Here is a 12,718-nt window from a genome sequence, read left to right on the forward strand (position 1 = left end):
CTCGTCATCCCGGCGCAGGCCGGGATCCAGTAGCGATCACGCTCGCTCAAGCCATCCAGTCACTGGATGACCAGACCTTCGTCTGTTGAAAAGCACCTCCGGCCTTCGCCGGAATGACGGGCACGATAGGGCGTCGCCAACCGATCTTGAGTCGTCTCCTGGCCATACCCGGTGCAAACGGCGCCACGCCGCCATGTTCCAGAACCATGTCCGATTTATTCCGGACAGCAGTCAGCCTGCGCCGGAATGACGGTGAGGAAGAACATTGGCAGAGGAGGCAATGGCTCGTGCCGCCCATGCCTCACCGATACCCCGCCGCCTGCAATTCGAACAATTCTGCGTAACGGCCGCCGGCACTCACCAACTCATCGTGGCTGCCGATCGCCTCGATCCGGCCGCCTTCCATCACGATGATGCGATCGGCCATGCGCACAGTGGAGAAGCGGTGCGAGATCACCACCGCGCTGCGTTCGTGCGACAGCTCCTTGAAGCGCTGGAACACCTCGAACTCGGCGCGCGCGTCCAGTGCGGCGGTGGGTTCGTCGAGAATCAGCAACTGCGCGTCGCGCATGTAGGCGCGGGCGATGGCGATCTTCTGCCACTCGCCGCCGGACAGGTCCACGCCATCCTTGAACAGTTTGCCCAGGCGCTGGTCGTATCCACCCGGCAAGCGTCCGATCACTTCGTCGGCCACGCTGCGATGGGCCGCATCCTCGATGCGTGCACGATCGGCGCGCGCCTCGATCCGGCCCACGGCGATGTTGTCCGCCGCGTCGAAGTGGTAGCGCACGTAATCCTGGAAAATCACCCCGACGTTCGCGCGCAGGGCCTCCAGGTCGTACTCGGCCAGCGGATGACCGTCGAGCAGGATGCGGCCCTCGTCCGGGTCGTACAGCCGCGACAACAGTTTCACCAGGGTGGTCTTGCCCGCGCCGTTCTCGCCCACCAGCGCCAGCACTTCGCCCGCGTGCAGGGTGAAGTCGAGATGGCGCACCGCCCAGCGTTCGGAGCCGGGGTAGCGAAAGCCGACATCCTCGAACACGAAGCCGTCGCGGATCGGCTGCGGGAACGGTCGCGGCTGCGCCGGCGACAGGATCTCGGGGCGAATCTGGAAGAACGAGAACAGGTCATCCAGGTACAAGGCCTGCCCGGCCACCTGCGAGAAACCGGTGAGCAGGCTTTCCAGCAAGGTGCGCAGGCGCCGGAACGAGGCCGACAGGAAGGTCAGGTCGCCCACGCTGAACTGGCCGTGCACGGTGCGCCAGGCAATAACCACGTAGGCGGCGTAGTAACCGATCGTGCCGATGGTGGTGAACAGCCCGCCCCAGCCCGCACGGCGCAAGGCGATGCGTCGGTTGGCGTAGTAGATCGACCATGACAGTTCGCGGTAGCGATCGACCAGGAAGCGGTTCAGGCCGAAGCTTTTCACTTCCTTCGCGGTCTGCGCACTGGCGCCGAGGATGCGCAGGTAGTCCAGCTCGCGTCGCTCCGGCGTCCATTGATGATTTACCGCGTAACTCTGCGCGTTGAAATGAAACTCGCCGAGGAACGCCGGCACCAGCGCCACCAGCAACAGCACGATCAGCCACGGCGCATACACCAGCAGGCCCACCGCGAAGCTGATGATGGTGACCATGTCCTGCGCCTGCCCCAGCAACTGCGTCAGCAGCGAGCTGCGCCCGGCCACCTGGCGGCGCGCGCGGTCGAGCCGGTCCTGCAGGTCGGCGTCCTCGAAATCCTCCAGATCCAGCGAGGCGGCATGCTCCATCAGGCGCACGCTGGTGCTGTTGGCGTACAGCTCGGACAGCAGCGAATCGATCATCGAGACGATGCGGCCAAGCAGGTCCGCCGCCACCGCCAGCGCAAACTCCGCCGCCAGCAGCAGCCACAGATGTTGCAAGGCCGGACTGCCCAGCCACGCCGTCGGGTCCACCTTCACGCTGCCACCAGCGAGCAGGTGCACCACTGCATCGATGATCAGCTTGCCGACATACAACGTCGACACCGGCAGCAACGCGCGCAGCAACCGCAGCACGACGGTACACACGCACAGCCACGGGCTGGTGCGCCAGATGCTGGCGAGGAACGGCGGCAGGTTGCGCAACGCGACGAAGCGCTCGCGCAGGCTCTTCGGCGGCGACGGTTCGTGATGGCCGCCGGCGCGCGGGCCCGCAGTTTGATGAGGCATGCTCGGTTCCTGGTGGCGTGGCGTCCGCACGGGACGCCAACACTTGTAAACGACATTACTACGATATATCTTAATTCATACTTGCGATATATCGGAATCATGTCATGAGACTGCATCATCACTTTTTCAAGGCCATGCAGCATGGCCATCACGGCTGCCACGGCAGCTACGAAGGCGAGCATCACGAGCGCCATGCCGGGCGGGGCCCGTTCGGTGGCGCGTTCGGCGGACGCCACGGCGAAGACAGCTTCGGCGACTGGAACGGATTGCGCGGCGGCGGTCGCCACGGTGGCGGTCGCATGTTCGGCCATGGCGACCTCAAGCTGTTGCTGCTGGCGCTGATCGAACAGCAGCCGCGGCACGGCTACGAGCTGATCCGCATCATCGAGGAAATGTTCCACGGCCAGTATTCGCCCAGTCCCGGCGCGATCTATCCCACCCTGACCATGCTGGAAGAACTCGGCCATGCCGAGATCCAGAGCCAGGAGGGCAACCGCAAGCTGTACGGCATCACCGCCGAAGGCCGCGCCTTCCTCGACGAAAACCGCGAGGCGGTGGAAGCCGTCACGGCGCGCACCCGGCACAGCGCGCGCATGGCAGCGAAAATGGCCGCCCCGATGATCGTGCGCAAGGCCATGCACGCGTTGAAGCATGCGGTGCTGATGCACGGCATGGAATGGGACAAGGCCGAAGCGCAACGCATCGCCGCCATCCTCGAACGCGCTGCCAGCGAGATCGCCAGTGGTCGAGCGCAAGACTGATCCCACGCCGGCCCTGGCCGGCTGGGCGGCACGCTGCAAGGAACACGGGCTGACGTTCACCGCGCCACGACAGGCCATCGTTCGCACCTTGCTGGAAGCCGACGGCCCACTCGATGCCGTTGCCGTACTGCCTTTCCAGCCCGAATCTGATCAGCCACACGCGGCCAGAACCACGCACCTGATCACGTAACGCCCTTCCTCCCGCGCCAGCCATCGCCACGCGCTTTCGTTCACCCCACACGGAAATCCCCCGATGGCCCCACACCTCAACCAGCGACTGCGCCACGACGTCGTGTTTCGTACGCTTGACGTGTTGCGCGTCGAGCGCCTCACCCCACACATGCAGCGCGTGACGCTGGGCGGCGCCGCATTGCGCGGCTTCCGCAGCCCCTCGCCGGACGACCACGTAAAGCTGTTCTTCCCCAACCGTGCCGGCCAGCTCGTACCACCGACGCTGGGGCCGAACGGCGTCGAATTCCCGGCCGGCCTGGAACCCTCGCCAATGCGCGACTACACCCCGCGTTACCACGATGCCGAACGCGGCGAGCTGGTCATCGACTTCGTGCTGCATGGCGATGGCCCGGCCTCCATCTGGGCCTGGCAGGCAGGCCCGGGACAACAGCTCGGCACCGGCGGTCCGCGAGGTTCCTTCGTGGTCGCCGACGACTTCGACCATTACGTGCTGATCGGCGACGAAACCGCCCTGCCGGCCATCGGTCGCTGGCTGGAGGAAATGCCGGCCAGCACCCGGATCAGCGCACTGATCGAAATCCCCGAAGTGCAGGATCGCCAATCGTTGCCGGCCCGTACCGGCCTCGACATCACCTGGCTGGAACGCGATGGTCGCCCCGCCGAGCAGGAAGGCTTGCTGGAACACGCCCTGCACGCGCTGCCAACACCTCCCGGCGACACCTTCTACTGGATCGCCACCGAATCGCGCCGCGCCCGCGCCATGCGCCAATGGCTGGACCAGCGCGGCGTGCCGAAAGACTGGATCAAGGCCAGCGGCTACTGGAAGGCCGGCCTGGACGACGACGAGGATTGAGCCGGCCAATGCCCCTCTCCCCTCGGGAGAGGGGTTGGGGTGAGGGCTCGGCCACATTGCTACCTTTCGCTCCGATCGAACCCTCACCCGGCTGCCGCCACCCTCTCCCAAAGGGAGAGGGATTCACTGGGCAGCACCTTTCTGAATGGCAGCGGCTTTCGCTGAAATGATGGACAAACAATAGGCGTTGCACGACTCCCGCAAGTGAATGCTTGGTGAGCGGAACCGAGCCATCACCACAAAACCTTGTCGCGGCATCGGTTATGTCTTGGCTATTGTCGGCCGTTCGGTGGCCGCCTTCCGGGAGAAGCTGTCCATGACGCGCAGTCGCAAGGTATTGGCATGGATCATCGGCGTGTGGCTGGCGCTGGCGGTGATCCTGATCGTGATCATCGCGCTGTTCGACTGGAACCGGCTGCGGCCCACGATCGATGCCAAGGTCAGCCAGGCCATCGGACGCCCCTTCGCAATCAACGGCGACCTCGACGTGGCCTGGCGGCGTGAGCACGATGCGCACGGCCTGCGCGCGTGGGTGCCGTGGCCGCAGATCACCGCCCATGATGTCAGCATCGCCAACCCGGCGTGGGCCTCGCAGCCGCGGTTCGCGCATCTCGATGCCTTGCGTTTCAGCCTGTCGCCGCTGGATCTGCTGGTGTTCCGCGTGAAGATTCCGCAGCTGCAACTGGTGCAACCCGACGTCGACCTCGAACGCGACGCAAAGGGTCGCGCCACCTGGGACTTCACCCTGCCGCAAGACAAGACGCCGTCCCGATGGACGCTGGATCTCGGCGCGATCGGGTTCGACCGCGGGCACATTGCGCTGGATGACGCGGCGACCAAAGCGAAGCTGAAAGTGGACATCACCCCGCTGAAGCAGGCCATTCCCTACGACCAGATCGTGGCGCAGACCGTCGCCGATGCACGCACCCAGGCCAGCCACAGTGCCGGCAGCGCCGCCGGGAAATCGGTGGCCACGAGCAGCGGCACGCATGGCAATGGCCAGCCCGGCGACAGCAAGGCCAGCGCCACCAGCTACCAATTCGCGTGGACAGCCAAAGGCAGCTACCAAGGCGCGAGCCTGGACGGCAGCGGCAAGACCGGTGCCGTGCTGGCGCTGCAACAGGCCGAACAACCCTTCCCGGTGCAGGCGCACTTGCGCATCGGCGACACCCATATCGCGCTGGTGGGCACGTTGACCGACCCGCTGCACCTGGGCGCGCTCGACCTGCGCCTGTGGTTCGCCGGCTCCAGCATGGCCAGGCTTTATCCGATTATCGGCGTCACCTTGCCCGACACGCCGCCCTACGCCACCCGCGGCCGACTCACCGCCGAACTGCATCGCAACGGCAGCCGCTTCGGCTATCACCATTTCCATGGTCGCGTCGGCGGCAGCGACCTGGCCGGCGACCTCGATTTCGTCACCGGCGGCGCCCGCCCGAAGCTGAGCGGCGACGTGCATTCGAAACTGTTGCGCTTCGCCGACCTGGCACCGCTGATTGGTGCGAATGACACGGCCACAACCCCCGCCCCCGCCGACGCCAAGCCCAAATCCACGCCCAGCGATCGCGTGCTGCCCACGGCACCGTTCCGTACCGATCGCTGGAAGGCGATGGATGCCGACGTGACCTTCAGCGCTGACCGCATCGTGCACGGCAAGGCGCTGCCGATCGAATCGCTCGATACCCACGTGATCATGGACGCTGGCGTGCTGCATCTGGACCCGCTGCAGTTCGGCGTGGCCGGCGGCAAGGTCGACAGCGCCCTGCGTCTCGACGGCAGCACCACGCCGATGCATGGCACGCTGGCCCTGCACGCCCGCCACCTCAAGCTCAAGCAGTTGTTCCCCACCTTCCAGCCGATGCAAACCAGCCTGGGCGAGATCAATGGCAACGCGGCGCTGGATGCGCGCGGCAACTCCGTGGCCGCCCTGCTCGGCAGTGCCAATGGCGAATTGAAGCTGCTGATGAACGATGGCGCGATCAGCCGCAACCTGCTGGAAACCGCCGGCCTCAACGTGGGCAACATCATTCTCGGCAAACTGTTCGGCGACAAGACGGTGAAGATCAACTGCGCCGCCAGCGATTTCATCGCCAAGGATGGCCTGTTCGACACCAAGCTGTTCGTGCTGGACACGCCGGACGCGCTGATCGATGTCACCGGCACGGTGAACTTCGCCAACGAGAAGCTCGACCTCGACGTGATTCCGCATACCAAGGGACTGCGCATCCTGTCGCTGCGCTCGCCGCTATACGTGAAAGGCACGCTGAAGAATCCGGACGTAGGCATCCACCCCGGCCCGCTGCTGCTGCGTGGCGGCGGGGCCATCGCCCTCGGCGTGGTGGCGGCACCGGCGGCGGCACTGATCGCGTTGATCGCGCCCAGCCACGACACCGGTAATGCCAATACCTGCCGCGCGGTACTGCAGAAGATGCGCGGCCCGTCCGGGGCCGCCCCGACGAAAGTCGCATCACCGAAGCATCCGGCCCCGGCAACGGCACACTGACGGGCATGTCGGGCCGCCACTACGGGGCCCGGCGGCCTCCCAGGCCGCATCCGGGCGGCTGCGGATCGCATAAAATGGCGCGTCCCTTCCCGGCCTCGCCCCATGCAACCGATCCACCGCGCCCGCCTGCAGATCCACTTCTGCGTTTTGCTGTGGGGCTTCACCGCCATCATCGGCAAGTTGATCACCTTGCAGGCCCTGCCGCTGGTGTGGTGGCGCATGCTGTTGGTCGCATTGACGCTGCTGCTGATGCCGAAAGTGTGGCGCGGCCTGCGCGCCATGCCTGCGCGCACGCGTTGGGCCTATGCCGGCATCGGCGTACTGGTGTCGCTGCACTGGCTCACCTTCTACGCCGCGATCAAGCTGTCCAACGCCTCGGTGGGTGCCACCTGTCTGGCGCTGGGCCCGGTCTTCCTGGCCTTCATGGAACCCTGGCTGGCGAAGCGCCGCTTCGACCCGCGTGAACTGTTCATCGGCGCGGCAGTAGTGCCGGGCGTAGTGATGGTGGTGGGCGGCGTACCGCACGCCATGCGCCTCGGGCTTGCCGTCGGCGTGCTGTCGGCCCTGTTCGTGGCGCTGTTCGGCTCGCTCAACAAGCGCATGGTGGAACACGGCGACCCGCTCACCGTCACCTGCATCGAGCTGGGCACCGGTACATTGTTCCTCACCCTGCTGGCGCCGCTGCTGCCGCACACCGGCGCGGCCTTCGTGCTGCCCAGCGTCCACGATGCGCTGCTGCTGTTGGTGCTGTCCTTCGGCTGCACCCTGCTGCCGTTCGCGCTGGCACTGGTGGCCTTGCGCCACATGACCGCGTTCGGCACGCAGATGGTGACCAACCTGGAACCGGTCTATGCGATCGTGCTGGCCATCGTGCTGCTGGGTGAGCAACGCCAGTTGGACAACTGGTTCTACGCCGGCGTGACGGTGATCCTGCTGGCGGTGTTCACGCATCCGCTGCTCGGCCGCAACCGTCGCCGGCGTCCCGCACAAACCGAACTGCTCGGCACCACCGAAAGCCACAATATCGTGGAATAGCGCCCTGCCCAGCCAAAACCCCGCCGGCGAGGCACCGCCAAGAGCTGCCTCGCCGGGTAACCACTGCGATGGTCCAGCGCCACCTATACTGGCAGCCCCTCGCACGCCGCCATGCCCATGAATTACCGCCACGCCTACCATGCCGGCAACTTTGCCGACGTTCTCAAGCACGTCGTGCTGCTGGCACTGCTCGAATCGCTGAAGAGCAAGCCGACGCCGTTCGGGCTGATCGACACCCATGCCGGCAGCGGCAGCTATGCGCTGGATGGCGTCGAGGCCAACAAGACCCGCGAATACAAGGATGGCGTCCAGCGCCTGATGTTCCCTGACATGTCCCGGGGCGCGGCCTCCATGGAAGCCCTGCCACCGCTGCTGCGCCGCTGGCTCGACAGCATTCTGGCGCTGCCCGGCAACGAGTCCGGCTTGAAGCTCTATCCCGGCTCGCCGCTGCAGGTCGCCCACGCCATGCGCGAAAACGACAGCGCGCAACTGTGCGAACTGCATCCGGAAGAAGCCGCCAACCTGCGCGAACTGCTGCGTCGCGATGTCCGCATGCATGTGCACGCGCGCAACGGTTACGAAGCCCTGAAGGGTTTGCTGCCGCCGCCGGAGAAACGTGGTCTGGTGCTGATCGACCCGCCCTACGAGGCGCAGGAAGCCGAATACGTCACCATCGAGAAAGCGCTGAAGGAGGCTCTGCAGCGCTGGCCCACCGGCATCTACGCGGTGTGGTATCCGATCAAGCAGCGCAGCCAGGTGCAGCCGTTCCTGCGCAACCTGCGCCAGAGCGGCGCCAAACGTGTGCTGCGTGCGGAATTGCTGGTGCACCCGGACGACTCGCCGCTGCGCCTCAACGGCTCGGGCATGGTCATCCTCAACCCGCCGTGGAAACTCGACGAAGCGCTGCGCGAACCGCTGCGCGCGCTGGCGCGCCTGCTTTCGCAGGAACAGCCGGCCAAATGGACGCTGGACTGGTTGCTGCAGGAAGGCGAAACCGCCGCCACGCCCTTGCGCCAGCCAGTGGCTCCGGCCTCGCCGGCAGGTGCACGACCGCCCGGCCCGCGTCGCCATCCGCGCTGATCCCAAGACTGTTGCCTGATGCTCAATAGCTGGAAAGGCGCTGGATCCCAGCTTTCGCTCACTGCTGTCCGGAATAAAAATGTGCGATGCGTGGAAAGCCCCGAGCCGTACAACTTTGCAACCATTGAGTTCGCATGAGACTCAACGCCCCGTCTCGTCATCCCAGCGAAAGCTGGGATCCAGTTAAGATGCTGTGCGAAGCACACTCAACTTCTTGCTTTTGTGTGCTTCGCACGCATATCCGACTGGATTCCAGCTTTCGCTGGAATGACGGATTCGGCCGCCGTCATGCCTTCGCAAAATTTATTCCGGACAGCAGTGAGCTTTCGCCGGGATGACGAGCAGCATCAGATCTTCCCTGACGCTGGCCACGCTCAGCACGAACGGACTCTTTTGGCTGTGCTTCACCTCCGACCAGCAAGCACGTTGACTTCACCGCCCCCAAGGCCCCGGCCCTCCACGGCCATTTTCCGCGTACGCTTGCTGTCGCAAGCCACGCCCTGTATGAACGGGGTTTCGGGGGCAAACACCGCCCCTGGAACAACACCAGAGACCCACACGCCTGGAGCATCCTCATGCGCATCGCCATCCGCCTCTCCGTGTTCGCCCCGCTGGTTGCGCTGTTGCTGGCCGCGTGCGCACCCGCCCCGATCTACCAGACACCGCCCGGAACCGTGGCCACCACGCCCATGCAGGTGGCGCAGACACCCGAACGCTACGCGCGCGCCAATGTCATCTGGGGCGGCACGGTGGTGTCGGTAAAAAATCTCACCAACGATACCGAGATCGAGGTACTGGCCTTTCCGCTGGACTCCTCGCAGCGCCCGCGCCTGAAGGGCAACGCCGCCGGCCGCTTCATCGCCGTGCTGCCCGGTTACGTGGAGTCACTGAATTATCCGCAGGGTTCGCCCATTACCGTCAGTGGCACGCTCAACGGCAGCCGCGCCGGCACCGTCGGCCAGGCCCCCTACGTGTTCCCGTTGGTGAAGGTCACGCAGTCGCATCGCTGGACCGCCGACGAGATGCAGCGCGGCCACCCGAACATCCATTTCGGCGTAGGCATGGGCGTCGGCATTCGCTGACGCCCTAGCGGCTCAGTGGCTGAACTGTGCGAAGGTGACGAAGTGCCCACCAGGCTCGCGGTAGACGATCTCGGTGGCACCGTAGAACGTCTCGTGCCGCGGCGATACCACTTCGCAGCCTTCCAGCGCAGCGGCCAGCGCATCGATGTCCGCCACCTCCACGAACAGATAGCTGCGGTCACCCTTCCACTCCATCCCGTGCGCATGCGGATCAGCCGCCAGAGCAGCCGTGGTCTGGTACATCAGCTCGATGCCGCCGCTGGCCAGCGCCACGAAGGCCGGACCGTCTTCGCCAGGCACCTCCATGGTCACCTCGAAACCAAGCCGGTCGCGCCAGAACGCCAGGCTGGGCGCGATGGCGGGCACGTACAACACCGGGGTAGCCTTGCGGCAGGATTGGTCAGGCATGGGCATTTTCCTCGAAACATGGAGCGCCAAGCATGCCTGCTTTCACCCAGGTCGTATTGAACGAATGCGTCAGGCGCTCAGCACCAGCGCCCTGGAGTGACCCCGGCGAAACGACGAAACTCGCGCACGAAATGTGCCTGATCGCTATAGCCGGCTGCCAGCGCCACCTCCGCGGCGCCTGCATGGTGGAATTCCAACAGGTGCCTGGCCCGTTCGAAGCGGAGATAGCACAAGTGCTGGCGCGGACTCACACCCAGGCTTTCGATAAAGCGCCGCTGCAGGCTGCGCACGCCAAGGCCAGTTCGCCGCGACAGTTCGGCCACCGTGGGCAACACTTCCGCGTGTCGCAATGCGTGCAGCAAGGCCGTGGCCCCATCTCCGGCATGACCATCCAATGTCGCAATCAGGCTGGCATCAGCGAGCGCGCAGCGCGTGGAAAAATCCGGTGCATCACGCCATGCCTCCAGCGGCGGCTGCCAGTATCGTGCCGGCAACGCATCCAGTTCCGCCACCCGGTCCACCAGCAGGCTCAGTGGCGCCCCCAGCAACGGAAACAGGCCACCCGATGCAAAGCGGATGCCGAACAGGCGCTGCGTCGAGCCAGTCGACACCAGTACCGCGTGCGTCATCGTGCCCACCCATCGCGCCTGCACCGTGCCAGCCGTGAAATCGCAGATCAGGTCGGCGCAACCGTCCGGCAACACTCGATGCATTCCACCTGCGTCCGTCTCGTTCTGCTCAATGCACCAGTACGCCGCAACCATGTGGCGCAAAGGCAAGGCTGGCGGGGATTCGCAGTAGCTCATGACATGCATGGTGCCCTATGCATGGGCGAGACGCCACGCAGGCAGATTCACGCCGACTACAATACGTCGCCACTCCCGATCCGAGAGCCTGCATGTCCGGCCACGCCAATTCGCTGAAGGCGATCTTCCTCGCCCTGGGCGCGAACTTCGCCATCTTCGTCTCCAAGGCGGTCGCTGCCTTCATCACCGGCTCCGGTGCGATGCTGGCCGAGGCGATCCATTCGCTCGCCGATTGCGGCAACCAGGGGCTGCTGCTGCTCGGCATGCGCCAGGCGAAGCGACCGCCGTCCGACGACTACCCGCTGGGTTGGGGCCGTGCGCTGTACTTCTGGTCATTCCTGGTGGCGTTGCTGCTGTTCAGCGTGGGCGGCCTGTTTTCCATCTACGAGGGGGTACACAAGCTCAGTCACCCCGAGCCGCTGAAATGGCCATGGCTGGCGCTGGGCGTGCTGGCCTTCGGCATCGTCGCGGAAAGTTTTTCCATGCACGGCTGCCTGCAGGAAGTGAACAAGGCCCGCGGCGAACGAAGCCTGTGGCGCTGGTTCCGGGAAACGCGCTCGAGCGAATTGCTGGTGATCTTCGGCGAGGATTTCGCCGCTCTGATCGGCCTGTGCCTGGCCACGCTGGCCGTCGGCGCCACCATGCTCACCGGCAATTTGCTGTTCGACGCACTGGGCACCATCGCCATCGGCGTGTTGCTGGTGGTGATCGCGATTGCCGTGGCCATCGAAGTGAAGGCCTTGCTGATCGGCCAGGGCGTGGAACCCGCCCGCCGTGCCGAACTGCACGCCTTCCTCGAAGGTCGCCCTGAAGTGGCCGAGGTGCTGAACCTGATCACCGTGCAAATGGGCCCGGACGTGATGGTGGCCGTCAAGGCACGCATGCAGCCAGCCGCCAGCGACCGCGCCCTGATCGACGCGATCAATACCGTCGAGCGCGCGATGAAAGCCGAATTCGGCGATGTGCGCTGGAGTTTCTTCGAACCTGACGTGGCGGACTGACGCGACAGCCCTCCCCGGCCGCAGGCCACACCGAACCGCATCGATCATTCACCGATGCGGGAGCCCCATCGTTCGTTGTCGACTGAGCCGGGTCCGGCCCCGTTACAATCGCCGTCAAGCCAACTCGCTCAACCAACACGTCATGCCTACGCGCAATCCCCTGCAGGAACAACTTCTCAAGGCTGGCCTGGTCAAGAAGAACCAGGTCGCCCAGGTCGCGCGCGAGCAGGCGAAGAAACACCAGGGCAAGGGACCGGCAGCGCCCACCGCCGAGCAGTTGGACGTGCAGCGCCTGCAGGCCGAAAAGGCCGAGCGCGACCGCGCGATTGCCGCGGAACGCAATGCGCAGGCGCGTGCCAACGAGCTGCGTGCGCAGATCCACCAGATCGTCGAGGCGCACAAGGTGAAGCGTGCGGGCGAGATCGCCTACCGCTTTGCCGACGGCGACAAGATCAAGGACGTGCTGGTGAACGAACCGCTGCGCGCGCAATTGGCCGCCGGCACGCTGGTGATCGTGCGCCATGGCGACGGCTACGAATTGCTGCCGCGCCCGGCTGCCGACAAGGTGGCCGAACGCGATGCATCCATGATCGTGCTCGACCATCGCCGCAGCGACGCCGGCAGCGGCAACGACGCGGACGACGAGTATTACAAGCAATTCGAAGTACCCGACGATCTGATCTGGTAAACCGGCGCAGCATCACGGCGCCGACATCCCGAATGGGCGGCGGCCCACTCGGCATTGCATCCGGCTGTACTGCAACTGATCGACGATCCCGGCCTGCCCACGTGCTGAACACGTGCACGGG

12 protein-coding genes are annotated in these 12,718 nt (G+C 65.4%); 9 read left to right on the plus strand and 3 right to left on the minus strand.

Annotation, left to right across the window (positions count from 1 at the left end; all coding sequences use genetic code 11):
• Positions 1-301: 301 nt before the first annotated feature.
• Positions 302-2,188 (minus strand): ABC transporter ATP-binding protein, encoded by a 1,887-nt coding sequence (locus tag AB7849_RS00190; protein WP_008213031.1) that lies wholly within the window; start codon positions 2,186-2,188, stop codon positions 302-304.
• Between the two features lie 104 nt (positions 2,189-2,292).
• On the opposite strand from AB7849_RS00190, the gene AB7849_RS00195 reads away from it, so the two are divergent.
• The 7 genes from AB7849_RS00195 (at position 2,293) to AB7849_RS00225 (ending at position 9,694) form a co-directional block, all read left to right on the plus strand.
• Complete coding sequence (locus tag AB7849_RS00195; protein WP_008213032.1) at positions 2,293-2,949, plus strand: PadR family transcriptional regulator; 657 nt, start codon at positions 2,293-2,295, stop codon at positions 2,947-2,949.
• Positions 2,930-3,139, plus strand: a complete 210-nt coding sequence (locus tag AB7849_RS00200) for a hypothetical protein (RefSeq protein WP_008213033.1) — start codon at positions 2,930-2,932, stop codon at positions 3,137-3,139. The genes AB7849_RS00195 and AB7849_RS00200 overlap by 20 nt, the downstream gene beginning before the upstream one ends.
• A gap of 63 nt (positions 3,140-3,202) precedes the next feature.
• Complete coding sequence (locus AB7849_RS00205) at positions 3,203-3,994, plus strand: siderophore-interacting protein (RefSeq protein WP_008213035.1); 792 nt, start codon at positions 3,203-3,205, stop codon at positions 3,992-3,994.
• Positions 3,995-4,310: 316 nt separating this feature from the next.
• Positions 4,311-6,497 (plus strand): AsmA family protein, encoded by a 2,187-nt coding sequence (locus tag AB7849_RS00210; RefSeq protein ID WP_369500469.1) that lies wholly within the window; start codon positions 4,311-4,313, stop codon positions 6,495-6,497.
• 102 nt (positions 6,498-6,599) lie between these two features.
• Positions 6,600-7,532, plus strand: coding sequence for a DMT family transporter (locus AB7849_RS00215; RefSeq protein WP_008210386.1), 933 nt, complete (start codon positions 6,600-6,602; stop codon positions 7,530-7,532).
• A gap of 117 nt (positions 7,533-7,649) precedes the next feature.
• Complete coding sequence (locus tag AB7849_RS00220; protein WP_439822694.1) at positions 7,650-8,612, plus strand: 23S rRNA (adenine(2030)-N(6))-methyltransferase RlmJ; 963 nt, start codon at positions 7,650-7,652, stop codon at positions 8,610-8,612.
• 575 nt (positions 8,613-9,187) lie between these two features.
• On the plus strand, positions 9,188-9,694 hold the full coding sequence (locus AB7849_RS00225; protein WP_008214156.1) for a Slp family lipoprotein: 507 nt from the start codon (positions 9,188-9,190) through the stop codon (positions 9,692-9,694).
• Positions 9,695-9,706: 12 nt separating this feature from the next.
• Here AB7849_RS00225 and AB7849_RS00230 read toward each other — a convergent pair whose 3' ends face one another.
• Positions 9,707-10,102, minus strand: coding sequence for a VOC family protein (locus AB7849_RS00230; protein WP_008214154.1), 396 nt, complete (start codon positions 10,100-10,102; stop codon positions 9,707-9,709).
• A 77-nt stretch (positions 10,103-10,179) separates the two neighbouring features.
• On the minus strand, positions 10,180-10,917 hold the full coding sequence (locus AB7849_RS00235) for a helix-turn-helix domain-containing protein (protein WP_081491817.1): 738 nt from the start codon (positions 10,915-10,917) through the stop codon (positions 10,180-10,182).
• Positions 10,918-11,000: 83 nt separating this feature from the next.
• Between AB7849_RS00235 and AB7849_RS00240 the strand changes: the two genes are divergently transcribed.
• Positions 11,001-11,909, plus strand: coding sequence for a cation diffusion facilitator family transporter (locus AB7849_RS00240; RefSeq protein ID WP_147627723.1), 909 nt, complete (start codon positions 11,001-11,003; stop codon positions 11,907-11,909).
• 142 nt (positions 11,910-12,051) lie between these two features.
• Positions 12,052-12,597, plus strand: a complete 546-nt coding sequence (locus tag AB7849_RS00245; protein ID WP_008214150.1) for a DUF2058 domain-containing protein — start codon at positions 12,052-12,054, stop codon at positions 12,595-12,597.
• Positions 12,598-12,718 lie beyond the last annotated feature (121 nt).

The sequence above is a fragment of the Rhodanobacter sp. FW021-MT20 genome (assembly GCF_041107475.1).
In the GTDB taxonomy this organism is placed as follows: Bacteria; Pseudomonadota; Gammaproteobacteria; order Xanthomonadales; family Rhodanobacteraceae; genus Rhodanobacter_A; species Rhodanobacter_A glycinis.